Below are 26,307 nucleotides of genomic sequence, written 5' to 3'. Positions count from 1 at the left end.
AGAGCCTTCCGCACTGATAGCGGCACGGATCTTCGATGAGATCATCCGAGATGGCGAAGGCTTCCAATCCTCGATGGCCTCCGCCAAAGCGGTGAGGAGTTGTGGGTCTTTTTTGCCCGCGAATGCAACGAAACCGCCGGGTGTTCAAATCCATGGGCGACGACCCTGATCAGGGGCGCTCCAACGGATGTCCAAAGGGCGATCATCCGATTCGTCGTAGGTTTGTTCGTACGTCTGGAGTATCCGGCAGAAGACCTTTACCTGCTTGTCGCGGTCCAGCTTCGCTTTTGTACACAGTTCGCGGAAGGCAATCAGTCTTCCCTCCGAACTTACGAACCCTGTCGCTTTCTTCCCTTTCTGAACCTGTTGCCGGTATAAAAAGTGTATGTCGCGCCCGACGGTCGCCTTCAACCTGTTCCAAATGTCTTTCAGTTCTGGATCACTGTCGGCATCTTCCTCCAAACCATCGATCACCGCCTGTCCCGCGGGCCCCAGGTCTTTGACCTCCGCCGATGGACGCAGGAGGGCATCAAGGACCGTTTGGAAGGGCTCGAGCAAAGGTTCAGCTGCGGTGTGCATAACGATGAGATTGAAATGGCGGTTCTTAAAGAGGGACTTCATTATCCCGATGGCACGCGCACCATCCTTTCCACCCTTTTCGAGTTGGTAGTCAAGCACAAGGAGATCCGACTGATGGAGATAGGTGCCGATGTCGGAGTTATCCTCGCCATCGTGGATATCGATGGTCATCGCCTTGGACTTCTGCCGGAACTGACCAATCAACGCAGTAATGTCCTCTTTGTCCTTCCATCGCCCCTTCTCCGAGTGGTCGAAGCCAGCACCGAAGACATGTTCCCAAGTAGGATACTCGTCATCGATGATCAGAACCGATCGGATGGGATCGATGAAAGCTTCCTTAACCAAACTAGATAGATTGATGGTTTGGTCAGCCGTAGATACTCCGTCAGCCATTGTTGTTGCCACCCCGAAACGCGATTGCGAAGTTTGCTCCAGGCAGGACCATTTTGTCGTTGTCCTGCACGTAGGTGATTTGGTGACCTCCCGCGGCCAAATTGGCCTGACAAAGATAAAGGCCGACTCCCCGGCCACCCTCCAGCTTGCGGGTGAAGAACAAAGTGAAAAGCCTCTTAATATCAATGTCGTCAATGCCGGGCCCATTATCGGCGACGATGACTTCGCCGTCTCGGAAATCGAGGACAATCCGGGGAGAGGACGTCCTTGAATTGATGAGCCAATAGATGCTGTTGTTGATTAGGTTGATGAATACCGGAAGCAGACGCGACTGCTGCTCGTATATAGAAAATGCTAGGAATGACTCAGTCGCTGTAAAATCTATTCCGTTGTCTCGAATTACTCTGTCGAAAAAATCTGCAACGTAGTCGTAGATCCTAGCTCCTGGGATGACTTCGGTACGGACCCGACCGGCCATCCTAAGTGGACCCAGAAAATCGATGATTTGTTTGAGGCCGGAATAGCCCAAGTCGACCCGCTGCAGCGCTTGGCCATCCGTTGGATCGGACTTGAGCTTTGCGAGACCATTCACGATCGCGGCATCGTGAGCATGGAACTCGTGATCGAGAAATTCGACGGTGATGCCTAATTGGGCGAGGCCATTCAGACGGTCAACCTGGCTCCTAAGCTCCGAGTTCTCATCTCCGCCCAGCACCGCTACGGCTTGAACGTCGATGCTGTCTCGCATATTCTCAAGTGCGAAAATGTAGTTTTGGAAAAGCAGTTCGTTCTCAGTCTCGATCCGAGCCTTGGCCGCAGAAACCGCTTTGGCGGCGGCCGACAGGCTCAATCGCTCGTCTTCGACTTGCCCGACAAGCGGCGAAGTTTCCAATCTAAGTAGCTTGTTTCTTTCGCTGATCAAGCTGGCGATACGTTCGCGCTCTCCGTCCTGTAGACCCCTTATTTCTTTCGCCCATCTCGTAACGCGAGATGATAATTGCGCCTCATTGCGCTGGATCTGCTTCGCGAGAATCTCTTGAGGAGACTTGGGCGAGATCCTCTCCACGGCCTCGGCCAAACGCTCGGAAAAGCCGTTCACTAACTGGCTAATATCGAACACGGATTTGCGATAAGCGCGATAATCGTCCTCAAGCGAGCCCAGTGGGCTCGGGGCGCCTGGAAGACGCAGCTCGGAAACACTATCCTGCGCCTTCTCAAGTACTTCTTGAGCTGAGGTTATATCCTCCGCCGTCTCGATGCGAACGGATTCCAGATCGTGCTTAATCTGTTCGCTTACCGAGGGGATGGAGGCAAGATGCGCCCTCAATCTCGTGCGAAATTTCGTCCTATGAGACTTTCGCAGCTTTGCCTGATGATCCCTCGCTCTTTGCTCCGCAAAGTTGCGTTGCGTCACCTCCGTCTCCGCTTTGCGGTCCTCGGAGTTAGATCCAAAGTAGTCATACGCAGCGGCACGCAGGATGTTGGTGACCAGAATCTTCAGGGTCTTTGCCGCCCTGTTTACGATGAAGCCTTCTCTGCCAGCCTTATCTTTAAGATTTGGGTTTTCGTTTCGTGTTATCGCTATTCGACCGAATATCCGCCTCGCATTCCAGTACTCGCGACCCGCATTTATGCTTCTGCGTTTTTCGATTTCGAAAAAATCGTTGTCTTCTCTACCGTAAGGCAACACTCGCAACGAATCACGATAGATCATCAGACCCGCGTGGTTCTCGGTGAGATCCCTCATACGTTTCATCTCAGCGGGCGTGTGGGTCGAATTCTTAGGCTCCTGCTCGTAGGTGGCAATGTAGATATCCATGGGCCCCAATCGAGAGCCAGTGCCGACCGGCAGTGTAAAGTCCTTCGGCGGCGCCACGACGTAGTCGCTGCCGGTCTTGCGCCATTTCCCAAATGACTTGATCTGGCCGCGGAACACGCCATCCTCCCCTATTCGGCCATCAACGATATGCTCCATCTGATCGGTCAAAGTGCGATTGAAGTCATCGCTCGACGAGATGACTGGAGTCCGGTGCCCGTTAGAATACACATCGACGCAATAGTCGAAATCTGGCCTCACGGCTTCGATATCGGGCCGCATCGGATCGAAAAGCGGATCAACGAACCCACCAAGGGTAGAAAGAAATCTCCTGCGATCATCGTCCGCGGCCTGCAAATCTTTGTTGGCGGGCAGGAAGACGGAGAACTCATCCGTTGCCCTCGACACAACCATAGCCGTGCCGTGATCGCGCAGGCCGGTCCACACTGGCCAAAGAGCCAAATGCTGGTCCAGAACTTGAAATTCACTGCATCCCTCAAGAACAAGCTGAGATGGCCGTACGGCCGAAGGGTCGGTGGTATTGGCTACGACAACGTGGTCGTAGTTCGCCCATGCCGAAACCACGCGTTTTTCTCGCTCGCTGCCTGTCCCGTCGCCGTGCACGTTTTGCAGTAGCGCCGAGATCATCTCCGGCAGCCGTTGCGTAATATCTTCCGGCGAAGCGAGACTAACGACGGGTATCTCTATGTCAGATAAGATGAGAAAGGGATTCTCGAATAGTCGCCAGTCGATCAGAGCCGCAGCGGCTTGCTGGTCACGCCTTTTGCTGATTAGTAGCATTATGGGTCCCAGATGCGCCGAGGACAACCGACCAATACCCTTCTGGCCCTGGCGGGATCGCATCTTTAGGCCATCCATGTCGATTTCAGAGCGCGTATCTTCAAAAAGCTTGGATTCGGTGCCAACGACGAGCCAGCGATCGATGAGCTCTTCGTAGTTCATGCCGTGCCCGTCGTCGGTAATGGACACTACCAATTGAGTCTCATCGAAGATTGTCAGCGAAACGCTGCGAGCATAGGCGTCGTACGAATTCTTCCAGAGTTCTGAGATCGCCGTGGGGACGTCTGCAATCTGCTCTCGACCAAGATGGTCAACAGTTCGGGCTCTCGTCTTGAAGCTCACCGTATGCATTCAGATGACCCTAACACGGGGTATAGTGTTTTCAGTATTCGCGTCGGAAGTAAGGAGCGACTTGATATGGCGGACCAACATTTTGGCCAACACCACCGGAACGGCGTTACCGATCTGCTGACCCGCCGCCGTCAGGCCGCCTTCAAACTCGAAATCGTCCGGGAAGGTCTGGATTCGCGCCGCATGGCGCGCGGTGATCCCATGGTTAAGTGTCGGGTGCACGAAACGTCCCTTTGACGGATTTATGCACGCCGTGGTCATAGTCGGTGCCGGCTTGTTAGGGTTTATCCGACCATAGACGTCCTTATGGCCGTCGTGGTCCTTGTGGCAGTCGAGGGTTCGGTTAGATTGATGCCGGCTACCACCATTATGTGGCGTGCTCGCAAACGCTTCTATCAGTGTCTGACCGTGTTGCATATGAACGTCGTTCATATCGCCTTCGGTAGCTGGTAGGAACGCCGAGCTGCACTCCTTCCACGGCTCTAGACCTTCGGGCATCGGGTCGCGTCGTTCGCAATGGGTTGGCGGGGGTGGCCAATCAAAACCTTTCACGACAACGTCCTGACGAAGACCGAGGATGAAAACTCGCTGGCGAGCCTGAGGAGTACCGTAGTCCCGGGCGTCTATCTTGACGGGATCGTAGATCATGTAACCGCCAGCATGGGCTTGGGCATAGAACTCGTCGACATAGTCCTTGTGCCGCGGCCACAGCATACCAGGAACGTTCTCCATCAGGAATGCGCGCGGACGAAGCGTCCTGACGAATCCGAAGTACTCATGGATAAGGGCATTGCGAGGATCAGCGACGCCAGCATTCTTGATTCGATGCCGTGAGAAGCCCTGACAGGGCGGGCCTCCGAGCAACAAGTCGCATTCAGCGTTAGGAAAATGCTTGCGAGCAATGACCGCTGGGTCGAGCTTCGTGATGTCGTCGTTATACACAACGACATTCTTGGAGCGCGACGGTTTTCCAATATTGCGTTTGTAAGTCGACGCGGCATAAGGATTAAACTCTACCGCGAAGACCACGTCACAGCCAGCATCGATGGCCCCAAGCGAAAATCCGCCGGCTCCCGCAAAGAGATCCGCCACCTTGAGCTTCGTATCGTGCTCCAACCGCCCACCCCGCGCCAGAAGACTTAAGGTCTGCCAGCTGTCGCTTCATTAAATGCAATCTGCTTAGGCCCGATTATTAAACACGGACGGGCCGTTGTGAAGATATTCGTTCTGTTTATGGTCGACAACCGTTAATTGTTTATGCTTTTGATGCGAATTGGCCACGATTTCCGTTGCGATCGCTGTGCTCTTGGAGCCTCCATTAGTCCTGCGACGCATGCACAACAGGTGGGGCTTAACGATTAGCCTTGATGAAGCTGATCTCCGCAACGCATACAAGAAGGGGACGATGATCAGGATGCTCCTACCAATTCCTCTTCGAGAAATGGATTTTTGCAGATGACGGAAGCTATTGACCGTATAGAGGGCATTCGCCGCGAACATTTGGATCAGAATGCAAAAAGTTGGGCCGGCCTGGAAAGGCTTCTCATAATGGAGCTGGTCCGCTCGCTCGATGAGGCCGCCTTCGCTTTCAAGATCGCTCCCAACGGGTCTGAGTTGCTTGAGAAAGATAGCGTCCGCAACTTGATGATGCTCGGGGCCAGCACCGCATTAGCAGCTTCATTATCTCTTATTAGAAATGCCCCAGGCAATGTTCCCTGGGTACGGTCCGATCCCAGTCTAGCCGCTCTGGCGGACAGGCACCTTCTCGAATGCGGAAAACTCTCGGTTATACATCGACTGGCGACGCTTGAGCGATATGGCTTGGCCAAAACCAGCTTTCCTTCCCCCGACAAACTCGTCATCGAGGTCGAAGACGATGGAGCTGAATCTACAGAACGGGCTGAAGGCCGATGGTTGAGCAACCAGCAACGATTGCGGCTCCAGGCGATCGAACAAAGCATGGTGGCGAGGAAGAACGACATTGGGGAGCGTATAGGACGATACGTGACTGCTGTGGAGGGTTGGTCCATTGCATACGATGCTGATCCTGACACTGTAGGCTACCATCGCGATTTAGCGGAAATGTATAGCGCTGGCACTGCGGAACTGGATAGCCTGCCTCCCATGTCCCAGATCAGCGGGCGAGCTTTCGACGAATGGAACAGGGTGTCTATGGATGCGTATGGCAAAGTTCTTCATCACATCGCTTGCGGGACTAAACTAATGTCACAATTCCCTCACCTCGACCTTAGAAATCTACTTACCGCCTTCGCACGGAGAGACGATATTGAGGAGAGTTGGGGCGGCGGGGACCAAGGGCGCCAGATACTAAATTTGCTCACACTTGATGCAGAGGGGGCACAAAGGCTGGATGCTCATCATGAGATCCCCATCCCATATTACATCGACTTCGGACGCGACTTCGTTCTATTGCCCATTTTCGGCGCGTTGATGAACCCGGTCGCTGGACTCACCAATCAACTCCGTCATTTGCATCGGCGAGACTGGGACCGAGCGTTAAACGCGAGAGAGGCTGTGTTCAGGTCGGACCTCGCAAAACTGCTGGAAGCCGACCGCTACGTCGTCCTCGATCGCGGATGCAACTTAAGAAAGAGCGATGGCTCCATTCTAACGGACGTGGACACGGCAGTCATCGACAGGGAAACGGGTGAGCTCTGCCTCGTTCAGCTGAAGTGGCCTGACATCTATGGTCGATCATTGGCCGAACGCGAAAGCCGACGTTCTAATTTGGCCAAGGCCAATGACTGGGTGGGGCGAGTTCACGACTGGATCGCGGGCAGGACGTCGGATGAAGTCTGCAAGGCGCTCCATCTCCCGCAGTGCGGCGACCGGCCCGTATCCCTGCTGGTGCTCAGCCGCCACGTGGCTGACTTCGTTGACGCAAAGGACTTCGATCGGCGCGCGATCTGGACCAGTTGGCCACGGCTAGCCAAAACAGTGTCGGAGAGTAGCGGCGAAGGTTTCCTTAAAGCATTGGCGTTAAGGACGGCTACCATTATTCCCAGGCGCCCCAATATAGCATTAAACATGTACCGCCTTCCTGGATTAACTGTGGAAGTGAGAGTGAATTGAGAACACAAAGTCTAGCTTCATTTCTATCGCGAGTGACCGCCCACCCTTCAACCTATTCATTGCTTGCAGTCCTCGGAGCCTTCGACGGAAATCTCCCAGTGGCGAGCTTGGGGCCGTTGGGCCCGGGGCGCTAGTTGATTTTTGCAAGGCTGATTGTACCGACAGCAACCCCTCACGTGATCGATGGTGAGGACAGGAAAAGGAGACCTAAAGCTTTCTTGCGATAGGCAATCAGTCGCATCACGGTATACCTCAGAGTTACGAACCCAACGTTACAAGCCATGACGTAACATCTGGGTTGACGGCGCCTATTTGTGACAGGGTAGCATCGGGCCTAAAGCTTGAGGTTACACTATGGCCCGCATCGGTTACGCACGCGTCAGCACCATCGATCAAGATCTGCAGGTTCAGCTTGACCGCCTGCAACATGAAGGTTGCGAAATAATCCGCTCGGAAAAGGTATCGGGCGGCAGTCGTGAAGGGCGCACCGAATTGGCAACTATCATCGAGTTCTTGCGCCAAGGTGACGAGCTCGTTGTTACGCGGCTTGATCGACTAGGGCGCGACACTCGCGACGTGCTCAACATCGTACACGATTGCGAACAGCGCGGCGCTTATTTAACAATTCTTGACCCCTTCGTTTCGACACAGGGCGAGATGGGCCAGCTCATTCTGACCGTGTTGGGAATGGTGGCACAGATGGAGCGGAGCTTCATCAAAACGCGACAGCGAGAAGGAATTGAGCGCGCGAAAACTATGGGCGCATACAGAGGAGGAAAACAACGCTTAGATCGCCTTTTGATCAAAAAAATGCGCGACGACGGGCTATCCATTTTGTCAATCGCGAAACAGATGGGCTGTTCGCGGACACAGGTATATCGCATTCTTATGTTGAATGACACCACGGGAAGGCCCAACAAATAACAGCAAATTCCGCTGCATTCAGAAAAATTTTATTATAAATACAATCGAAATACAACCGGCATATACTCACACGAATTAAGTGAAATATAATATTTATTGGACATATTCATAGGACATTTTAATAAAATTTGTATTTTAATAGTTACCGAACCATCGAATCCCATACTGCCAGCGGCTTTACAGCGCGACCTGAAGTTGTTAGAAGACAATGCTCTTTACGCGTTGTGCTTACTGGCACGGTCCGGTGTATAGCCAGACCCAAACTTATTGATCGCTTTTTGGCGCGATAGGAAGAATCCTTCCTTATCAAGCCTGCGAGCACTCACCTTGATAAGGAAGGATTCTTCCTATCGCTTCTTCAAAGGTATTGAGCGATTTCGAATGCACACAGAAGCGAGCGACCCTAGACTAAAATTTATTAAATATATTGATATTGACGAGGCTCGTGTCTTACTGGAGCCTAGATTGTTATTCATTTGCGGCGGACCGGTGGATGTGAAATCCATTTCTAACCACTCAGTCCGAAACATGTTTATGAATTCTGCCGGTGAAGAACTGGAAGATATCGAAGGCTTTGTCCTAGCGGAAAACTACAAAGACTGGTCTACCGGCTATCATAATTTGTCTGAGTTCGAGAACGATATAGCATATATATCCTCTCTCGTTGTCATTTTTCTTGAGAGTGAAGGCGCTCTCGCAGAATTCGGGCTTTTTTTCGCTAATGAGAGACTGCGCCCAAAACTCGTAGCTGTAGTTCACGATGAATTTCACAGGGCTGATTCATTTATAAAATTTGGCCTCCTCGACCCTATGGAAAAAGATGACGAAGAATCGGTAAGAGTCTACTCGATAGATCATAGAGATATAAATTCCGTAACAAAGAAAGAAGTTAAAGATATACTCATAGACGTGACAGATCACGCCTCAAGAAAAATAAAAAGTGAAAAATTCGATAGAAAGAATCGTGGTCATTATATATTTCTTATATTCCAAATTGTTGATTTATTCGCATCCCTGACGAAAGGGGAGATTGTAAAGTTTTTAGATATTTTACAATTCTCTAGCTTAAAAAAAGATATTGATTCAGCGTTATATATACTCAAAAAATTTAACCTTATTGATATAAAAAGAAATCTTCACAATATTTCTATTATATTCCTGGCGACAGATCGAAAAGGATCGATTTCCATATTAAAGATGGCGAAAAACGGTATGACTATTACTCTGTGAAATTAGAAGTTAATCAGTACTATCATGACGCAGCAAAACGGGAACGATCCGAACATAACCGCGTAAAGGTGATCGAAGAACGCCTCGCAGGAAATCAGTCATGAGCATCACCTCTCTTCTTCTGAAGCGTTTTCCGCTCTCCAAGGGCGAGTTGTTGACCTACATCAATACTTGCCCTTTTAGGTACAAGACCTTTCCTATCGAGAAACGTGGCGGAGGCTCGCCCAGATTAATATCCCAGCCGTCCAAGGATCTCAAAGTTGTTCAAAGATATATCCTTGAAAGCTACCTCGAAGACAAACTGAAAATTCACGATGTGGCCACTGCTTATAGGTCTGGGCGGAGCATCATGGATAACGTTAGGCCCCATCTTAAAAATCCCTATTTGCTAAAAATGGATTTTCGCGATTTCTTCCCATCAATCACAGGTGAAGATTTCGTGGCCTACCTGAATGACAACCAAATTCTCGTAGATGACATAGAGAGAGAATATCTCACAAAAATATTCTTTAAGAACGAGTCAGGCAATCTTGTTCTAAGCGTTGGGTCGCCAGGATCACCACTTATATCGAATGCGATTATGTATCAATTTGATAGAATCATAGACGAGTACTGCAAAAGTATGTCTATATCATATACACGATACTCAGATGATCTAACTTTTTCAACAGAAAGGAAGGGAGTTTTATTTAAATTTCCAGAAACAGTAAATAGATTTATCGCCGACCTTCCCTATCCGAATTTAAAAATACACTCCGAGAAGACAGTATTTTCGTCAAAGAAATTTAATAGACACGTGACGGGAATAACCGTCAGCAACGACGGAAACCCATCTATAGGCCACAACGAAAAACGGTCGATAAGATCTAGAATATACAATTCACATCAACTTGATAGCAAAGGCATGCTTAGCTTGAGGGGATATCTTTCGTTTATCGGTCAGGTTGAGCCGGAGACGCTCCGCAGACTGTGGGAAAAATACCCGAACCAGATGCACAGAATTGCGCATTTCAGAGATGAACTCCAGCAAGACTAATCTCAAGCAATATCCATTCCAGCACGGACTTGATCTCTCGATAACTCTCATTCTCATCTGTGTATTTCATCAATATTATTTGTCATTCGGAATCGCGATAGAGGTCTTCCGGACGAGTGTTTTTTCTCTCACGCTCCAGAATGTCAGCCCACCACTGCATCATCCTCACTCGCTCGTCCCAATATGTGGCCCGATTGTAGATACGTCTGACGGCCCGCGTATCGAGATGCGCAAGCTGAGCTTCGATAGAATCGATGCTGAACTCTCCAGACTCGTTCAATATGCTGCTGGCGGAAGAACGAAAGCCGTGCGCGGTATGCTGGGCCTCAGTTACCCCCATGCGCCGCAGAGCTGAATTCATCGAGTTCTCGGACAGAATTTTCTTGCCAGACATCATTGAAGGAAAGACATAGGGCTTATCGCCAAACAGCTCCTTCATCTCAGTGAGAACTTCCACTGCTTGTGTTGAAAGCGGCACATGATGCTCTCTGCGCATTTTGGTTTTCTGTGCGGGTATGGTCCAAACCAACTTATCAAAATCTAACTCCGTCCACTCCATCGACCGCGTCTCCCCGGGGCGAGCAAAGCACAACGCTTGGATTTTCAAGGCAGCCACCAACGAGGGCCAACCCTCGTAGCCGTAGATGGCCCGCATCAGGCCGCCCATCTCAGCCTTCGTCGTTAAGGCGGCATGGTTAACCGGTACATGGCGCTGCAGAGCCCCCGTAGTGCCGACGTCGGGTCATTCTCCGCCCTTGCCGTGGCAATGGCATATCGAAAGACACGACCGATGGCAGCACGTGTCGCCAGCGCGCTCTCCACACGGCCGCTCTTTTCAATGCTGGTCAGCACAAGAAGAATGTCACGCGCCGTAATCTGCGTAACCGGGTAAGACCCTAGCTTTTCGGCGAGGTCTTTCAACATCCATATGTTCTTCGTGATGGTGGGCTCTGCGCGCTTGTCGCGTTTCAGCTTCTCAATGAATTCATCCGCTATGACACCGAAGGTGTTTCCGGCAGCGGCTTTTGCGGCAAGCTGATCGAGTTTTTTGGCCAGCGATGGGTCCAAACCTTCGGCCAGCTTCTTCTTGGCCTCGTCGCGCAATCGACGGGCGTCAGCCAACCCCACTGTCGGGTACGGCCCAATCGTCAGTGTTTTTCGCTTTCCAAAAAAATCGTAATCGAACCGCCAAGACTTTCCGCCCGCAACCGATATGTAGAGGTAAAGCCCCTTTTCATCAGATAGCTTGCGCGGTTTGCTGTCGGCTTTGGCGTTCTTAACCTGAATGTCTGTCAGTGCCATTTTACGGTATCGGCTTTCCACCACGATGACGAATACCGTGATTTTTACCGACAAAAGTGCTGGATGTCACTGCATACCGTTGCACGACCTTACGCGCGCGCGAGGCAAAAACGCTGAAAAACCAACGCTTGTTGGACGTCATTGATCTTGTTGGAAATGTCGCTGGAGCGGGTGAAGGGAATCGAACCCTCGTATTCAGCTTGGGAAGCTGCTGCTCTACCATTGAGCTACACCCGCGCCGCGCATAAGACATCGGATAGTTCGCAGCGGGTGTCAAGCACCCGCCGGGGTCGTTATTCGGCGCGAAAATGCTTGGAGAGCTTCAGCCCCTGCGCCTGATAATTGGAGCCGAGGCCGGTGCCATAAAGGCCTTCCGGTTTCTGCAGCATATGCTCGTAAACCAGCCGGCCGACGATCTGGCCGTGTTCCAGGATGAATGGAACCTCATGGCTGCGGACTTCGAGCACGGCGCGGCTGCCTGTGCCGCCGGCCTGCGCATGGCCGAAGCCGGGATCGAAGAAGCCGGCGTAGTGCACGCGGAATTCGCCCACCAGCGGGTCGAAGGGGGTCATTTCAGCCGCATAGAGCGGTGGAACGTGGACGGCTTCGCGCGAGACGAGAATATAGAATTCATCCGGGTCGAGGATCAGTTCGGCACGGCCGCGCGCGTAGAGCGGCTCCCAGAAATCGAGAACGTCGTGCTGGGCCTTCTTGTCGACATCCACCACCGCCGTATGATGTTTGCCGCGATAACCGATCAGTCCGTTTTCGCCGAAACCCTTGAGGTCGATCGAGAGCGCGATGCCGCCGCCGGTCACGTTGGGCGTGTCGCTGGCAACCAGCGTTTCCGTCTCGTGCAGCTTCAGCAGTTCACTTTCGTTGAGCAGCGAATGGCCGATGCGGAAGCGAATCTGCGACAGGCGCGAGCCGCGTCGCACCACGATGGGAAAGGTGCGCGGGCTGATTTCCAGATAGAGCGGGCCGGCATAACCCGCCGGTATCTTGTCGAATTCCTGCGCGCTGTCAGTCATGACGCGGGTGAAGATATCGAGACGGCCGGTCGAGCTTTTCGGATTGGCCGAGGCCGACATGTCCACCGGCAGCGCAAGGCTTTCCATCAAGGGAACGATATAGACACAACCGGTTTCCAGCACCGCGCCCTGGGTAAGGTCGATCTCGTGCAGGCTGAGACGATTGAGCTTGTCGATGACGCGGTTTCCCGGGCCGGGCATGAAGCTGGCGCGCACGCGATAGGCCTTCGAGCCGAGCCTGAGATCAAGGCTGGCGGGCTGCACCTGGTCAGCATCGAGGTCGGCCTCGCTCTTCAGCTTGCCGCCCGCAAACAGCGCCTTGATCGCGCCATCCGCCAAAATGCCCGTGGTTCTGGTCATGGTCATCATTCCTTTTTACGGCGACAAAACCAAAAGGAAAGCATTGACGCAAGCCGGTAACGGCAGTATGGCAAGCTTATCCCGTGGTGATTTGGCCGGTCGGCTTGCAGCCACGTTAAACAAGTGGCTAAAAAGACCGGGTGCTAGGAACCGGTCTGCTTTTGCGGCCGGTTTTTTTGTTTTGAAGGTGATCACATGAGCAATAAATGGCGCCCGGCAACCCAGCTCGTTCACGGCGGTACGCTACGCTCCCCTTACGGTGAAACGTCGGAAGCGATCTATCTGACCCAGGGTTTCGTCTACGAAAACTCCGAAGCCGCCGAAGCGCGCTTCAAGGGCGAAACGGATGGGTTCATCTACGCCCGCTATGCGAGCCCCACCAATGACATGTTCGAAAAGCGCATGTGCCTGCTGGAAGGCGCCGAAGACGCCCGCGCACTTGCGTCGGGCATGGCCGCCGTCACCGCCGCCATCATGTGCCAGCTGCGCGCCGGCGACCACATCGTTGCTGCCCGCGCCCTCTTCGGCTCCTGCCGCTGGGTGGTCGAAACGCTTGCGCCAAAATACGGCATCGAATGCACGCTGATCGACGGACGCGATCTCGGCAACTGGGAAAAGGCGATCCAGCCGAACACCAGGCTGTTCTTCCTCGAAAGCCCGACCAATCCGACGCTCGAAGTGGTGGATATTGCCGGCGTGGCGAAGCTCGCCAACCAGATCGGTGCGAAGGTGGTGGTCGACAACGTCTTTGCCACACCGCTTTTCCAGAAGCCGCTCGAACTCGGCGCGCATATCGTCGTTTATTCGGCCACCAAACATATTGACGGCCAGGGCCGCTGCCTTGGCGGCGTGATCCTTTCCGACAAGAAGTGGATCGAGGAAGAGCTGCAGGACTATTTCCGCCATACCGGCCCTGCCATGTCGCCTTTCAATGCCTGGACGCTTCTGAAAGGCATCGAGACCCTGCCGCTGCGTGTCAAACAGCAGACGGCCAATGCCGGCAAAATCGCCGATTTTCTCGCCGATAACGGCAAGGTCGCCAAGGTCATCTATCCCGGCCGCGCCGACCACCCGCAGGCGGACATTATCGCGCGGCAGATGTCCGGCGGCTCGACGCTTGTGGCTTTCGAACTGAAGGGTGGCAAGGAAGCAGCCTTCAAGCTGCAGAACGCGCTGGAAATCGTGAAGATTTCCAACAATCTCGGCGACGCCAAGAGCCTCATCACCCACCCCGGCACGACGACGCACAAGAACCTCACCGACGAGGCGCGTGCCGAACTCGGTATTTCCGGCGGCACCCTGCGCCTTTCCTGCGGCATCGAGGATACCGACGATCTGCTGGAAGATCTGGCAAAGGGTCTGGCGGCCGTTTCGGCCTGAAAATTCAATCGGCAAATTGCCATGGCCTGACCGCGTGTCGGGCCATGGTTCGCCTGCACGGTTCGAAAAGACCGCTTCAGGCAACCAATATTTACCTTTCCCGTTATCCCTAACGGTGGAAAACAGCGCAACAGGAGACGCCTCCTGCCCGTCAAGTCATTCATTTTCTTGACGATAGCCAGAGCCTATAGTGTAGGATGCGACGGCAGGCATAATATCGAGGTGTGGCGCGTATGTATCGTGCTCTGACAAGGGATATCGAGGTAACGGTCGATCCGTATTATCTCGAGGAACAATCCGACCCGGATGACGATCGTTACGTCTGGGGCTACAAAGTCGTGATCGCGAACAATTCAGATATTCCGGTTACCCTCGTCAATCGCTATTGGCACATCACCGATCAGAACGGACAGGTGGATGAGGTCTATGGGCCAGGCGTCGTGGGTGAGAAGCCGCATCTGAAACCCGGCGACAGCTACGAATATTCCTCCGGCTGCCCGCTGGATACACCTTCCGGCCTGATGTTTGGCCATTATGAAATGGAAACGGAAAATGGCGAGGTGTTCAACGTCACCATCCCCGCTTTTTCGCTGGATTCACCCGGCCTGATGCGGGTCCTGAACTGACACTCATCCTGCAAGGAAAAAGCCGCGCCCTTCAGGACGCGGCTTTCATTCAGGCATTTTCAAATTCGCTGACATCGTAGCGATAGGTCGTGGAGCAGAACTCGCAGGTCACGGCAATGGCGCCGTCTTCCTCGCTCGCCTCGATCTCCTCGGCGGTGAAACCGGACAGCACGCCCTTGATCTTGTCCCGCGAGCAGCTGCAACGGTCGAAAACCGCCTGCGGCTCATAGATGCGCACACCGCTCTCATGGAAAAGCCGGAAGAGAAGACGTTCCACCGGCACCTGCGGATCGGTCAGCTCGTCGGTATCAACCGTGTTCAGCAGCGTGACGGCTTCGGTCCAGGCATCGTCTTCCTGCACCTCGTGACCGCCCTCATCGCCATCGCCGCCATGCAGGTCGCGCATGCGCAGCCGCTCGGGCGCCTGCGGCAGGAACTGCGCAATAACGCCGCCCGCACGCCAGCCATGGCGCGGCTTGCCTTCGCCATCACGGTCGAAGAATTCGGCAACGCCCAGCCGCACGCGGGTGGGAAGCTGTTCCGACTGGCGGAAATAAACCCCGGCAATGTCTTCCAGCGAGGAGCCATCGAGCGGCACGATACCCTGATAAGGCTGCATGCCCGCACCCTGATCGATCGTGAAGGCCAGAATGCCGTTGCCGAGCAATTGCTCCGGCGAGGTCGCCCCGGCCGCAATCGCCTCCGCCAGCCGCTCCTCATCGAAACGGGCATAGGCGCGCATGCTTTCCGGCGCGGTGAAATCCGCAACCAGAAGGTCGACCGGGCCGTCACCCTTGGTCTGGACGGTCAGCTTGCCGGAAAACTTGAGCGACGTGCCGATCAGCGCCGTCAGAACGGTCGCTTCCGCCAGCAGGCGGGCGACCGCCGGGGGATAGTCATGCCGCTCGAGAATGGCATTCAGCAGCGGACCCACCTGCACGGCGCGGCCGCGCACATCCAGACCTTCGACCTGAAAGGGCACAACCTTGTCGTCGCCAGCAAAATCGAGATCGTCCAGTTCAACCGTTACATCTGCCATGTCATACTCCCTGGCGCAGCCGTGGCGCCGCTACCGTCCAAAAGTCCGGCTTTTAAAATGTGCTTTTTTCGCTTGTCGCACAGAGACCCGGGAAGAGAAACCGCTTCCGGGGAAAAACGTGCAAATCGTGACAATGGCCCGCCAGCAAAACCGACGAGCCTCTTCGAAGTCCCACAGATGGTAATCTATGCGGTCAAGTTCAAGCACCCGGCGTGACGCGTGTCAGGCCGGGCGATTGCTCAGATGACGCCCATGCACCATGCGATGATCGACTTCTGCGCGTGGAGGCGGTTTTCCGCCTCGTCGAAGACGACGGATTGCGGGCCGTCGATCACGGCATCCGTCACTTCCTCACCGCGGTGGGCCGGCAGGCAATGCATGAACAGCGCGTCTTTTTCCGCCTTGGCCATCAGGGCTTCATTCACCTGATAGGGCTGGAAGATGTTGTGGCCGCGCGCCTTGTGTTCCTGGTTCATGGACACCCAGGTATCGGTGACGACACAGTCCGCACCCGCAACGGCCTTGTCGGCGTCGTGGCACAGCATGATTTCGCCGCCATTGTTGCGCGCCCAGTTCAGGAACTTGTCATGCGGTTCGGAGCCCATGGGCACTGCCATCGTCATGCGGTAACCGAAGCGCGCCGAGCCTTCGACGAAGGAATGCAGGACGTTATTGCCGTCACCCGTCCAGGCAATGGTCTTGCCTTTGACCGGACCGCGATGTTCCTCAAAGGTCATGATATCCGCCATGATCTGGCAGGGATGCGTGTCATCCGTCAGGGCGTTGATGACCGGCACCGTCGCGTGTTCGGCAAGCTCCAGCAGGCGCGAATGATCCGTCGTGCGGATCATGATGGCGTCGACGTAACGCGACAGCACCTTGGCCGTATCGCCGATCGTTTCGGCGCGACCGAGCTGCATTTCCGTACCGGAGAGAAAAAGCGTCTCGCCACCGAGCTGGCGCATGCCGACATCGAAGGAGACGCGGGTGCGGGTGGAAGGCTTTTCGAAGATCATAGCCAGCATCTTGCCGGCAAGCGGCTTTTCCGCCGTTCCGGCCTTGGTGGCGGCCTTGCGTGCGCGGGCATCGTCGAGAATTGCCCGCAGGTCCTGCGAGCTGACGGCCGACAGGTCGAGAAAATGTTTAGGTGAAGCCATTTCAAACTGTCCCATGCTCGCGAGCCTCGGGGAAGAGGCCCGCCCTTTATTGTTTCCTCAGGCGATTTTTGCCTGTTTCGCTGTCAGCGAAGCGGCAGCCGCTTCCACGCGTGCCAGGCCCTCGCGGGCCTCTTCCGCCGTGGTGACGAGCGGCGGCAGGAGACGGATGACGTTGTCGCCCGCCGGCACGCCAAGCAGATGCTCGGCGCGCATGGCCTGCAGCAGCTCGCCCGATGGAACCTTGGCCTTGATGCCGAGAAGCAGGCCTTCGCCACGGATTTCCTCGATAACGTCAGGATAACGATCCTTCAGCGAAGCAAGGCCCTGGCGGAAGACCAGCGCGACATCACGGACCTTTTCCAAGAAGCCCTCGGAGAGGACGACATCGAGCACCGCATTGCCAACAGCCATGGCCAGCGGGTTGCCGCCATAGGTGGTGCCATGCACGCCCGCCGTCATGCCGGAAGCGGCATCCGCCGTCGCAAGGCAGGCGCCGAGCGGGAAACCGCCGCCGATACCCTTGGCAACCGCCATGATATCCGGTGCAACGCCCGTCTGCTCATATGCAAAGAGCTTGCCCGTACGGCCAACGCCGGTCTGGACCTCATCAAAAATCAGCAGCATGCCATGCTCATCGCAAAGCGACCGCAGCAGCTGCAGGAATTCCTTGGCTGGTGCGCGAATGCCACCCTCGCCCTGAATGGGCTCGATCAGAAGCGCGGCCGTCTCGGCCGTGATGGCGGCTTTCAGCGCATCGACGTCACCGAAGGGCACCTGATCGAAACCTTCGACCTTGGGGCCGAAACCTTCGAGATATTTCTGCTGGCCGCCGGCGGCAATCGTCGCCAGCGTGCGGCCATGGAAGGCGCCTTCGAAAGTGATAATCCGGAACTTTTCCGGATGCCCCTTGGAATAATGATAACGGCGCGCGGTCTTGATCGCGCATTCCAGCGCTTCCGCGCCGGAATTGGTGAAGAAGACCTTGTCTGCGAATGTCGCTTCCGTCAGGCGCTTTGCAAGCTTTTCCTGGCCCGGCACTTCATAAAGGTTCGAGACGTGCCAGACCTTCTCGGCCTGGGTCTTGATCGCCTCCACGAGGTGCGGATGGGCGTGGCCCAGCGAGTTGACCGCGACGCCGGCTGCAAAATCCAGATATCGTTCGCCGCTTTCCGTGAACAGCCAGACGCCCTCGCCTCGCTCGAAGCGCAGGGGGGCTCTTGCAAACGTATCGAACAATGGCGCGGCGGCTTCGGCCATGGCTGTATCACTCCTTGCGCGGATGCGCTGTCAGACGGTTGTCAATAGGCTTTCGGGGTTATCCCTTGCCTGAAAATCAAAAATGCCGCCTCGCGGCGGCAGGGGCACTATTGTCACTTCGCCTGCCGATGTCAACAAAAGTCCGCGTTTCCCGGGCTTCTCAAGCCCTAGTAGGTAGCGACGGACGAGGCCCAAGGTGTTGCCTTTCAGACTCAACTCGCCAGCAAGTTGGGGAAAACCGGAAAATCGATTCGAGATGATTCCCGCGACTCTTGCCACGGAGTCTGCGTGGCACTAGGTTAATCGCTAATTACTAGACTGCATTGCGGCGGAACTAGTCACCAAAAATCAGGCAGAAACCACGCTCGCGGCACGCCCGCGAGGCGGAGAGGGATTCTGCCGACATTATACGCGACGAGCGGAGAAGCGGCATGAACTGGACAGACGAACGGGTCGAAAAACTCAAGAAATTGTGGTCCGAAGGGCTTAGCGCCAGCCAGATAGCAGCACAGCTGGGCGGCGTCAGCCGCAATGCCGTCATCGGCAAGGTCCATCGCCTCAACCTGCCGGGACGCGTGAAGGCCGGCGGCCCGGTTACTTCGGCGCGTTCCGCGCCCAAGCGCACTGCCGCCCCTGCCCCGCGCGCGACGAATTTCGCAGCCCGCGTCAGCGCAGCACCTGCACGCGCCCTGAACCGCTCGAGCGCGGCAACGGCGCTGCACGAGGAGATCGATATCGATACCGCCGAAGTTCTCGATTACGTTCCCTCCAAAAATGTCGTGACACCGATTTCCCGCCGCCTGACGCTGACGGAACTGACGGAGCGCACCTGCAAGTGGCCGGTCGGCGATCCGCTCAAGGATGATTTCCATTTCTGCGGTTGTGAAGCACTGGAATCTTCGCCCTATTGCAAGTTCCATGCAAAGCTTGCCTACCAGCCGGTAAGCGAGCGTCGCAAGGCTTGAGTGTTGCGGCACGCATTCGACACTCAAAAACTACGGGCCTTCGGGCCCGTTTTTTTATGGCAAAATCCAAAGTGGTTCTGGAATAGAGCGCACGCTGTCCAAGAGGCGCTCCCAATCCCTGTTCTTGGGCATTCTCCGGATGTAAAACCGCGATGCGCCCCTCGTGGCAAATGCTCTGAATTCGTCGGCGACGTGCCGCGCCCTTCCTACTGTCAGGTTTCACCGCGCAATCCGGCTTTCAGCAGACCGTCTGTCACCTTCAAAAGAACGAGGATACGCGTTTGCGGAAGGTTCAAAATCGAAAGGCCCTACACCGTTCCGGTCTCGGGCCTTCTGATTTTGGGGAACTTATCCCAAGCGAAACCATCGGTTTCGGTTTTCTCAGGCTTCCATTGAATATCCTGCGCCGCGCACGGTGCGGATGACATCCTGCATATGCGAAAAATTGAGCGCCTTGCGCAGGCGTCCGACATGCACGTCGACGGTGCGCTCATCCACATAGATATCGTGACCCCAGACGCCATCCAGCAATTGCGAGCGGGAAAACACCCGGCCGGGAGAGGTCATCAGGAATTCCAGCAGGCGGAACTCCGTCGGGCCGAGGCGCACTTCGCGGCTCTTGCGGTGAACGCGATGGGTCTCGCGATCCAGTTCGATATCGCCGCATTTCAGCACCGAAGACAGAACCTCGGGGCGGGCGCGGCGCAGCATGGCCTTGACGCGGGCCATGAGTTCCGGTGTCGAGAACGGCTTGACGACATAATCGTCGGCGCCGGTGGCAAGACCGCGAACCCTTTCGCTTTCCTCGCCGCGCGCCGTCAGCATGATGATGGGCAGGCGTTCGGTTTCCGGCCGCATTCTCAGCCGACGGCACAGTTCGATACCGGAAACGCCGGGAAGCATCCAATCCAGGATAAGAAGGTCCGGAATACGTTCCTGCAGCCTGATTTCTGCCTCGTCTCCACGGGGTATCGTGTCGACGTCATATCCCTCAGCCTCGAGATTGTAACGAAGCAGGACGCTCAGCGCTTCCTCGTCTTCCACAACTGCAATCTTGGGCACCATATACTAACTCCGCAAGCCGCTGCCTGTCTGTTACTCGGTCACCGAACCGAGGGTGTTGGAACTGTCGTCCTTCGGACGCTCGCCTTCCGGCTGGCTGCCGGTGGTCATGTAATAGATCGTCTCGGCGATATTGGTGGCGTGGTCGCCGATACGCTCGATGTTCTTGGCGCAGAACAGAAGATGCGTGCAGGTGGTGATGTTGCGCGGATCTTCCATCATGTAGGTCAGAAGCTCACGGAAGAGCGACGTGTACATGGCGTCGATTTCCTCGTCGCGCTCGCGAATGGCATTGGCCTTCTCGGCGGAACGCGTGGAATAGACGTCCAGCACTTCCTTGAGCTGTACCAGCGCCAGTTCGGACAGGTGCTCGATGCCACGGGCAAGCTTGCGCGGCACGCCGGTGCCGGCAACCGCAATCACACGCTTGGCGGTGTTCTTGCCAAGGTCGCCGACGCGCTCAAGGTCAGCTGCAATTCGCAGGGTGCCGATGATCTCGCGAAGGTCTGCCGCCATCGGCTGGCGTTTGGCAATGGTGACGATGGCCTTGTCGCCGATCTCGCGCTCGGCGTGGTCGAGGATCGCATCGTCGGAAATGACCTTCTGAGCGAGCGCGGCATCGGAATTGACGAGCGCACGCACGGCGTCGGCGCACATCTGCTCCGCAAGACCGCCCATTTCGGCGATGCGGCGCGTCAGAAACTTCAATTCATCGTCGTAAACGGAAACGATGTGCGAATGGGTCGTTGTCTGTGTCATGGTCTAGTCCTCCGGCTTGGCCTGCATGCGCGTGCCCGGAAGCGGGCACGGCAGAAGCACCAGTCTTGTTCGGTTTCGATAAAGCGCCGGCCGGGATCAGCCGAAGCGGCCCATGATGTAATCCTGCGTGCGCTGGTCGTCCGGATTGGTGAACATCTTGTCGGTTTCGTTTTCCTCGACAAGATGACCAAGATGGAACATGGCCGTGCGCTGGGAAACACGCGCCGCCTGCTGCATGGAGTGCGTGACGATGACGATGGTGTAATTGGTGCGCAGCTCGTGGATCAGTTCCTCGACCTTTGCGGTCGCGATCGGGTCAAGCGCCGAGCAAGGCTCGTCCATCAGGATCACTTCCGGGCTGACGGCAACTGCGCGTGCGATGCAAAGGCGCTGCTGCTGACCGCCGGAAAGACCGGTGCCAGATTCGTGCAGACGATCCTTCACCTCGTTCCAGAGACCCGCCTTCTGCAGGCTCTGCTCGACGATCTGGTCCATATCCGCCTTGTTGCGGGCGAGACCATGGATGCGCGGACCGTAGGAAATGTTTTCGTAGATCGACTTCGGGAAGGGGTTCGGCTTCTGGAACACCATGCCGACGCGAGCGCGCAATTCCACGACGTCAATCGCCTGATCGTAGATATCGTCGGTGTCGAGCGTGATCTTGCCGGTGACCCGGCAACCGTCGATCGTGTCGTTCATACGATTCAGGGTACGCAGGAAGGTGGATTTGCCGCAGCCGGACGGGCCGATAAGCGCGGTCACCGTATTTTCGCGAACGTTGAGGTTCACGTCGTAAAGCGCCCGCTTTTCGCCGTAATAAACCGAAACGTCCTTGCCGATCATCTTGTATGAGACTTCATTCATTTTCTTGTCCAGCGCCTTTTCAACTGCTGCTTCCGACAACATGTTCATTGCTCAAGCTCCCTCTACCAGCGCCGTTCGAAGCGGCGACGCAACAGGATTGCGCCAACATTCATGACGATGAGGAACAGAAGCAGGATGATGATAGCGCCGGATGTCCTTTCGACAAAGGCGCGCTCGGCTTCGTTCGCCCACATGTAAATCTGCACCGGCAGGGCCGTGGACGGATCCATCGGCGTTGTCGGGTAATTCGCAACGAATGCCACCATGCCGATCAGGAGCAGCGGCGCCGTTTCGCCCAGCGCGTGGGCGAGACCGATGATGGTGCCGGTCAGAATGCCGGGCATGGCGAGCGGCAGCACATGGTGGAAGATCGTCTGCATCTTGGAAGCGCCGAGGCCGAGGGCTGCGGCGCGGATAGACGGCGGCACGGCTTTCAGGGCAGCGCGCGTCGCGATGATGATCGTCGGCAGGGTCATCAGCGTCAGGACGAGGCCGCCGACCAGCGAGGCCGAGCGCGGAAAGCCCATGAAGTTGATGAAGACCGAGAGGCCGAGCAGGCCGTAAACAATCGAAGGAACGGCCGCGAGATTGTTGATATTCACCTCGATAAGATCCGTCAGACGGTTCTTCGGGGCGAATTCCTCGAGATAGATGGAGGCCGCAACGCCAATCGGCAATGACAGCACCAGCACGATCAGCATCATATAGAACGAGCCGATCAGCGCCACACCCACACCCGCCGCTTCCGGACGGCTCGACGCGCCGTTGACGAAGATGCCGGTATTGAAATGTTTGCCGAGCTGGCCGCTTTCGGCGAGCTGGTTCATCCAGCCGAGTTGCTGGTTCGAGATACGGCGATTGGCTTCATCCGCCGTCAGGTCGACCTGGCCCTTGAAGGCGCTGTCGACGTCGCCAGACGCCAGCAGCGTGACAGTGCGCGTGGTGCCGATGACGGCGGGATCGGCGACGACGATATCGCGAAGCTGCGTGCGCACGCTGTCCGAGATCAAGAGGTTGACGGCGCGTAGACCGGCGCGGTCCGTCGGCGCAACGCCAAGGACCTTGGCGACAGCATCGCGGGCGATGACGGGATAATTGGCCGTCATCAGCTTTGTGGGATTGGTGGCCCGCTCATTTTTCGGATCGATGATCTGTTCGGAAAACTCGACCGGAACGGTGATCATCGTCTGCTGGAAAGCGGTGTAACCCTTGGAAACCACCGAGAAAAGCAGCAGGAAGAGAAAGATGAGGCCGAAGGAAATCGCTGCCATGCCGTAGGCACGGAAGCGGCGTTCGGCGGCATAGCGGCGCTTGATGCCGATATCACGGCGCGTGGCCTTGTTGACGGCGCTCGCGCTGGCTGCGGGAGAAACGATGTCGGTCATTCATATTGCTCCCGGTATTTGCGCACGATGTAAAGCGCGTAGATATTCAGGCAAAGCGTGATGGCGAAAAGCGTGATGCCGAGCGCAAAGGCAACCAGCGTCTGCGGCGAGGTGAATTCAAGGTCGCCGGTGAGCTGGCTGACGATCTTGACCGTCACCGTGGTCATGGGTTCGAAGGGATTGAGCTGCAGGCGGGCAGCAACACCGGCCGCAAGAACCACGATCATGGTTTCGCCGATGGCGCGCGAAGCCGTCATCAGTACGGCGCCGACGATGCCGGGAAGAGCGGCCGGAATAATGACTCTCTTGATCGTCTCGGAACGCGTGGCGCCAAGGCCGAGCGAACCGTCACGCAGCGAGCGCGGCACGGCGGTGATGATGTCGTCCGACAGCGACGACACATAGGGGATCAGCATGATGCCCATGACGAAGCCGGCGGTGATGACGCTCTGCGCCTGGATGAAGTTGGCGTAGTTGCCCGTCGCCAGACCGTTGATCTGCGTGGAAATGTCTCTGAGGAAAGGACCGACCGTCGTGAGCGCGAAGAAGCCGTAGACGATGGTGGGAATGCCGGCGAGCACTTCAAGCAGCGGCTTTGCCATGGAGCGGAAGCGCGGCGAGGCATATTCCGCCATGTAGATCGCCGAGAAGAGACCGACCGGAACCGCAACCAGCATGGCGACGAAGCCGATATAAAGCGTGCCGGCGAGCAGCGGGATCAGGCCGAACTGGCCGGAGGAGTCGGTAGCACCGGCCGCAGCAAAACGCGGATCCCAGACCGTTCCGAAGAAGAACTGGTGCGCCGGAACCATGGTGAAGAACTGGATCGCCTCCGTCAGCATCGACAGGACGATGCCGATGGTCGTGAGGATGGCGATGGACGAGGCGACGAGCAGGGCCGCGAGAATGACTTTCTCGACTTGGTTGCGCGCCCGGAAACGCGGCGCGATCGCGCGCAGCGCATAGGCGCCGCCGCCGAGCGCGGCCAGCAGCACGACGGCGATCATCGCGATGCGGCTGGTGGAGGTCATGCTGTTGAGCGTGTGGGCGGCATCGACCATGAAGCGTTCGGGATCGCCGGCGATTGCGACACCCTTCGATGCCAGAAGCGGCCGGACCGCAGCCGTGTCGGCCTCAACCTGCGCGGTTTCCTCCGGCGTCAGCCGCTGGAGGCCACGGGCGATGGAGGTCACCATGCCGTAGGTCAAGCTCTGCTGCGCTTCGGATTGCGCCCGGACGTCCTCGGGGAAACTACCGCGCACCGCCGAGGTGACGAGCAATGGGCTGACAATGAGCCAGGCACAGAGAATGAACGCCGCGGGCAGCACCGCCCAGACGACCGCGTAGGAACCGTGATAACCGGCACGGGAATGCATGCTGGAGGGGCGACCACCAGACAGGGCAACGGCACGGCGGCTGCCGAGCAGATAGCTGCCGATGCCGATTAGGACCAGTATCAGCAAAAGGATCGATGTGTTCATTAGAGTTCCCTCGGCGTGCCTCAAGAGCACGGTGCGATATCGGGCAAATCAAAAAGTCATCAAAACGAGACCGCTGGACCATCCCATGATGCCTGCCGCCTGACTGTATCATAGTCTGGCAAGCGTCAAGGTTGATACATCCTATCCATCTGTAATCCATCGACAATCATGTGGATGGCGATGGTTAGGAACTGTCAACCGCGGACGACGGCCCAAGCGAAGCCGAATGAGGGGTACGGCAAAGCCGCACCCCTCCTTCTTCATTACATCGTGGAGCCGGCCGAGAACTTCGAGCGGATCTCTTCGCGCTCTGCGTCCGGAGCGGCAACCAGGCCGTAGTTGGCGAGCGGGGAATCCGGGCCGATCATCTCGTCGGAAACGAAGAACTCGACATATTCCTTAAGGCCCGGGATAACGCCCAGGTGAGCCTTCTTCACGTAGAAGAAAAGCGGGCGGGAAACCGGGTACTTGCCGCTGGCAACGGTTTCGGTGGACGGAACGACGCCCGAAACGGTGGCGACCTTCAGACGGTCAGCGTTGTTTTCATAGAAAGCAAGGCCGAAAACGCCGAGGCCGGTCTTGTTGGCGTCGATGCGAGCAAGCGTTTCGGTGTAGTCGCCGTCGATGTCGACTGCAGCGCCGTCCTTACGGACTGCAACGCACTTGGCAGCAGCCTGCTTGGCGTCGGTGATGAGCGTCTTGATGGCATCGGTCGCCTTAGCTTCCTTGCAGCCGTCAGCCATGATCTTCTCTTCGAAGACTTCACGCGTGCCGTGCTTGGAGCCCGGGATGTAAGCGGCGATAGCGACGTCCGGCAGTTCCTTGTTGATTTCCGACCACTTCTTGTAGGGGTTGGCAACGAGCTTGCCGTCCTTGACGATTTCAGCGGCGAGAGCGAGGTAAAGGTCCTTCGGCTCGAGCTTGATGTCCTTGTTGGACGAGTCCATCGCGAAGACGATACCGTCGTAACCGATCTTCACTTCCTGAACGTCGGCAACGCCAGCAGCCTTACAGGCGGCCAGTTCGTCGCTCTTGATCTTGCGCGAAGCGTTGGCAATGTCGATGGTGCCTTCGCCAACGCCCGAGCAGAACGCCTTCAGACCGCCGCCCGTGCCGCCGGACTCAACAACCGGAGCCTTGAAGTTCGGGAAGGTTTCGGCAAAGGTCTCGGCAACGATCTTGGCGTAGGGCAGAACCGTGGAGGAACCGGCAACCTGGATCTGGTCGCGAGCAGCGGCGGCGCCAGCGAAGGCGACAGAAGCCACCAGAGCTGCTGCGGAAAATTTAACGATGTTCATTTGTCTCTCCCGTCGTGGGCTTTGTTGTGGACGCAGCCGATAGCGACACTCGCTCTTAGCTTGCGCTCGGCGACCTTTTCTTAACCACCGTAGCCCCATCCTTTTATGTCACTTTGAC

Annotated in this window: 22 protein-coding genes, 1 tRNA gene and 1 riboswitch; of the genes, 7 read left to right on the top strand and 16 right to left on the bottom strand. The window is 56.2% G+C overall.

All coding sequences use genetic code 11. From position 1 onward, the window contains the following. Positions 1-144: 144 nt before the first annotated feature. From O3W47_RS18130 to O3W47_RS18120, 3 genes are read right to left on the bottom strand one after another with little or no spacing between them, the layout of a single operon-like run. Positions 145-972, bottom strand: coding sequence for a response regulator receiver domain (locus O3W47_RS18130; protein WP_269314308.1), 828 nt, complete (start codon positions 970-972; stop codon positions 145-147). Continuing rightward, on the bottom strand, positions 965-3,940 hold the full coding sequence (locus tag O3W47_RS18125; protein ID WP_269314307.1) for an ATP-binding protein: 2,976 nt from the start codon (positions 3,938-3,940) through the stop codon (positions 965-967). The genes O3W47_RS18130 and O3W47_RS18125 overlap by 8 nt, the downstream gene beginning before the upstream one ends. After that, positions 3,941-5,056, bottom strand: coding sequence for a DNA cytosine methyltransferase (locus tag O3W47_RS18120; RefSeq protein ID WP_269314306.1), 1,116 nt, complete (start codon positions 5,054-5,056; stop codon positions 3,941-3,943). Between the two features lie 339 nt (positions 5,057-5,395). On the opposite strand from O3W47_RS18120, the gene O3W47_RS18115 reads away from it, so the two are divergent. The 4 genes from O3W47_RS18115 to O3W47_RS18100 all read left to right on the top strand — a co-directional run bounded on the left by O3W47_RS18115 (position 5,396) and on the right by O3W47_RS18100 (position 10,223). Next, the gene (locus O3W47_RS18115; RefSeq protein ID WP_269314305.1) at positions 5,396-7,033 is read left to right on the top strand and encodes a hypothetical protein; all 1,638 of its coding nucleotides are present in this window, start codon (positions 5,396-5,398) and stop codon (positions 7,031-7,033) included. Between the two features lie 354 nt (positions 7,034-7,387). Beyond that, positions 7,388-7,957: a recombinase family protein gene (locus O3W47_RS18110; RefSeq protein WP_269314304.1), complete on the top strand. Its 570-nt coding sequence runs from the start codon at positions 7,388-7,390 to the stop codon at positions 7,955-7,957. Positions 7,958-8,338: 381 nt separating this feature from the next. Further along, positions 8,339-9,187 carry a retron St85 family effector protein gene (locus O3W47_RS18105; protein ID WP_269314303.1) on the top strand — a complete coding sequence of 283 codons (849 nt, stop codon included), beginning with the start codon at positions 8,339-8,341 and terminating at the stop codon, positions 9,185-9,187. Between the two features lie 100 nt (positions 9,188-9,287). Next, positions 9,288-10,223, top strand: a complete 936-nt coding sequence (locus tag O3W47_RS18100; RefSeq protein WP_269314302.1) for a retron St85 family RNA-directed DNA polymerase — start codon at positions 9,288-9,290, stop codon at positions 10,221-10,223. Between the two features lie 82 nt (positions 10,224-10,305). On the opposite strand, the gene O3W47_RS18095 is transcribed toward O3W47_RS18100, so the two are convergent. From O3W47_RS18095 to O3W47_RS18080, 4 genes are all read right to left on the bottom strand, one after another. Further along, on the bottom strand, positions 10,306-10,890 hold the full coding sequence (locus O3W47_RS18095) for a tyrosine-type recombinase/integrase (RefSeq protein ID WP_269314301.1): 585 nt from the start codon (positions 10,888-10,890) through the stop codon (positions 10,306-10,308). 14 nt (positions 10,891-10,904) lie between these two features. Beyond that, positions 10,905-11,525, bottom strand: a complete 621-nt coding sequence (locus O3W47_RS18090) for a tyrosine-type recombinase/integrase (RefSeq protein WP_269314300.1) — start codon at positions 11,523-11,525, stop codon at positions 10,905-10,907. A gap of 163 nt (positions 11,526-11,688) precedes the next feature. Beyond that, a tRNA-Gly gene (locus tag O3W47_RS18085) sits at positions 11,689-11,762 on the bottom strand. A gap of 56 nt (positions 11,763-11,818) precedes the next feature. Beyond that, entirely contained in the window at positions 11,819-12,916 is a 1,098-nt protein-coding gene (locus O3W47_RS18080) for a 2'-deoxycytidine 5'-triphosphate deaminase (protein ID WP_127756811.1), read from the bottom strand. Between the two features lie 73 nt (positions 12,917-12,989). Then, positions 12,990-13,068: riboswitch (SAM riboswitch) on the top strand. 43 nt (positions 13,069-13,111) lie between these two features. On the opposite strand from O3W47_RS18080, the gene O3W47_RS18075 reads away from it, so the two are divergent. Together O3W47_RS18075 and apaG are read left to right on the top strand one after the other, a co-directional pair. After that, positions 13,112-14,296, top strand: a complete 1,185-nt coding sequence (locus O3W47_RS18075; protein ID WP_080817971.1) for an O-succinylhomoserine sulfhydrylase — start codon at positions 13,112-13,114, stop codon at positions 14,294-14,296. A gap of 233 nt (positions 14,297-14,529) precedes the next feature. Beyond that, positions 14,530-14,922 carry a Co2+/Mg2+ efflux protein ApaG gene (gene apaG / locus O3W47_RS18070; RefSeq protein WP_003503545.1) on the top strand — a complete coding sequence of 131 codons (393 nt, stop codon included), beginning with the start codon at positions 14,530-14,532 and terminating at the stop codon, positions 14,920-14,922. A 49-nt stretch (positions 14,923-14,971) separates the two neighbouring features. Here apaG and O3W47_RS18065 read toward each other — a convergent pair whose 3' ends face one another. From O3W47_RS18065 to O3W47_RS18055, 3 genes are all read right to left on the bottom strand, one after another. After that, positions 14,972-15,961 carry an Hsp33 family molecular chaperone gene (locus O3W47_RS18065; RefSeq protein WP_080817974.1) on the bottom strand — a complete coding sequence of 330 codons (990 nt, stop codon included), beginning with the start codon at positions 15,959-15,961 and terminating at the stop codon, positions 14,972-14,974. A 239-nt stretch (positions 15,962-16,200) separates the two neighbouring features. Beyond that, a complete protein-coding gene (gene argF, locus O3W47_RS18060) occupies positions 16,201-17,118 on the bottom strand; it encodes an ornithine carbamoyltransferase (RefSeq protein ID WP_003519982.1) in 918 nt (305 codons plus the stop codon). Positions 17,119-17,175: 57 nt separating this feature from the next. Continuing rightward, the gene (locus O3W47_RS18055; RefSeq protein WP_269314299.1) at positions 17,176-18,375 is read right to left on the bottom strand and encodes an aspartate aminotransferase family protein; all 1,200 of its coding nucleotides are present in this window, start codon (positions 18,373-18,375) and stop codon (positions 17,176-17,178) included. 431 nt (positions 18,376-18,806) lie between these two features. On the opposite strand from O3W47_RS18055, the gene O3W47_RS18050 reads away from it, so the two are divergent. Beyond that, complete coding sequence (locus O3W47_RS18050; protein WP_137452417.1) at positions 18,807-19,340, top strand: GcrA family cell cycle regulator; 534 nt, start codon at positions 18,807-18,809, stop codon at positions 19,338-19,340. 381 nt (positions 19,341-19,721) lie between these two features. On the opposite strand, the gene phoB is transcribed toward O3W47_RS18050, so the two are convergent. From phoB to O3W47_RS18020, 6 genes are all read right to left on the bottom strand, one after another. After that, positions 19,722-20,405 carry a phosphate regulon transcriptional regulator PhoB gene (phoB, locus tag O3W47_RS18045; RefSeq protein ID WP_003493692.1) on the bottom strand — a complete coding sequence of 228 codons (684 nt, stop codon included), beginning with the start codon at positions 20,403-20,405 and terminating at the stop codon, positions 19,722-19,724. Positions 20,406-20,435: 30 nt separating this feature from the next. Then, positions 20,436-21,161, bottom strand: a complete 726-nt coding sequence (phoU, locus tag O3W47_RS18040) for a phosphate signaling complex protein PhoU (RefSeq protein ID WP_003519985.1) — start codon at positions 21,159-21,161, stop codon at positions 20,436-20,438. Between the two features lie 96 nt (positions 21,162-21,257). After that, the gene (gene pstB, locus O3W47_RS18035) at positions 21,258-22,073 is read right to left on the bottom strand and encodes a phosphate ABC transporter ATP-binding protein PstB (protein WP_003519986.1); all 816 of its coding nucleotides are present in this window, start codon (positions 22,071-22,073) and stop codon (positions 21,258-21,260) included. A 14-nt stretch (positions 22,074-22,087) separates the two neighbouring features. Continuing rightward, positions 22,088-23,410, bottom strand: a complete 1,323-nt coding sequence (gene pstA / locus O3W47_RS18030) for a phosphate ABC transporter permease PstA (protein ID WP_269314298.1) — start codon at positions 23,408-23,410, stop codon at positions 22,088-22,090. Beyond that, positions 23,407-24,891, bottom strand: a complete 1,485-nt coding sequence (gene pstC, locus O3W47_RS18025) for a phosphate ABC transporter permease subunit PstC (protein WP_137002843.1) — start codon at positions 24,889-24,891, stop codon at positions 23,407-23,409. Before pstC ends, pstA begins: the two co-directional genes overlap by 4 nt. 263 nt (positions 24,892-25,154) lie before the next feature. Beyond that, entirely contained in the window at positions 25,155-26,189 is a 1,035-nt protein-coding gene (locus O3W47_RS18020; RefSeq protein WP_080817989.1) for a substrate-binding domain-containing protein, read from the bottom strand. Between the last annotated feature and the right edge of the window lie 118 nt (positions 26,190-26,307).

This window comes from Agrobacterium sp. LMR679, assembly GCF_027157905.1.
Lineage (GTDB): Bacteria > Pseudomonadota > Alphaproteobacteria > Rhizobiales > Rhizobiaceae > Agrobacterium > Agrobacterium leguminum.
This window is presented reverse-complemented; position numbering and strand designations above follow the sequence as displayed.

Bases quoted from the DNA above. Each gene is read 5' to 3' on its own strand.
- pstA (WP_269314298.1), bottom strand. From the start codon at position 23,410: ATGACCGACATCGTTTCTCCCGCAGCCAGCGCGAGCGCCGTCAACAAG.
- phoB (WP_003493692.1), bottom strand. From the start codon at position 20,405: ATGGTGCCCAAGATTGCAGTTGTGGAAGACGAGGAAGCGCTGAGCGTC.
- O3W47_RS18050 (WP_137452417.1), top strand. From the start codon at position 18,807: ATGAACTGGACAGACGAACGGGTCGAAAAACTCAAGAAATTGTGGTCC.
- O3W47_RS18100 (WP_269314302.1), top strand. From the start codon at position 9,288: ATGAGCATCACCTCTCTTCTTCTGAAGCGTTTTCCGCTCTCCAAGGGC.
- O3W47_RS18130 (WP_269314308.1), bottom strand. From the start codon at position 972: ATGGCTGACGGAGTATCTACGGCTGACCAAACCATCAATCTATCTAGT.
- O3W47_RS18115 (WP_269314305.1), top strand. From the start codon at position 5,396: ATGACGGAAGCTATTGACCGTATAGAGGGCATTCGCCGCGAACATTTG.
- O3W47_RS18065 (WP_080817974.1), bottom strand. From the start codon at position 15,961: ATGGCAGATGTAACGGTTGAACTGGACGATCTCGATTTTGCTGGCGAC.
- O3W47_RS18055 (WP_269314299.1), bottom strand. From the start codon at position 18,375: ATGGCCGAAGCCGCCGCGCCATTGTTCGATACGTTTGCAAGAGCCCCC.
- O3W47_RS18090 (WP_269314300.1), bottom strand. From the start codon at position 11,525: ATGGCACTGACAGACATTCAGGTTAAGAACGCCAAAGCCGACAGCAAA.
- O3W47_RS18075 (WP_080817971.1), top strand. From the start codon at position 13,112: ATGAGCAATAAATGGCGCCCGGCAACCCAGCTCGTTCACGGCGGTACG.
- pstB (WP_003519986.1), bottom strand. From the start codon at position 22,073: ATGAACATGTTGTCGGAAGCAGCAGTTGAAAAGGCGCTGGACAAGAAA.
- argF (WP_003519982.1), bottom strand. From the start codon at position 17,118: ATGGCTTCACCTAAACATTTTCTCGACCTGTCGGCCGTCAGCTCGCAG.
- O3W47_RS18105 (WP_269314303.1), top strand. From the start codon at position 8,339: ATGCACACAGAAGCGAGCGACCCTAGACTAAAATTTATTAAATATATT.
- phoU (WP_003519985.1), bottom strand. From the start codon at position 21,161: ATGACACAGACAACGACCCATTCGCACATCGTTTCCGTTTACGACGAT.
- pstC (WP_137002843.1), bottom strand. From the start codon at position 24,891: ATGAACACATCGATCCTTTTGCTGATACTGGTCCTAATCGGCATCGGC.
- O3W47_RS18020 (WP_080817989.1), bottom strand. From the start codon at position 26,189: ATGAACATCGTTAAATTTTCCGCAGCAGCTCTGGTGGCTTCTGTCGCC.
- apaG (WP_003503545.1), top strand. From the start codon at position 14,530: ATGTATCGTGCTCTGACAAGGGATATCGAGGTAACGGTCGATCCGTAT.
- O3W47_RS18095 (WP_269314301.1), bottom strand. From the start codon at position 10,890: ATGGGCGGCCTGATGCGGGCCATCTACGGCTACGAGGGTTGGCCCTCG.
- O3W47_RS18080 (WP_127756811.1), bottom strand. From the start codon at position 12,916: ATGACCAGAACCACGGGCATTTTGGCGGATGGCGCGATCAAGGCGCTG.
- O3W47_RS18125 (WP_269314307.1), bottom strand. From the start codon at position 3,940: ATGCATACGGTGAGCTTCAAGACGAGAGCCCGAACTGTTGACCATCTT.
- O3W47_RS18110 (WP_269314304.1), top strand. From the start codon at position 7,388: ATGGCCCGCATCGGTTACGCACGCGTCAGCACCATCGATCAAGATCTG.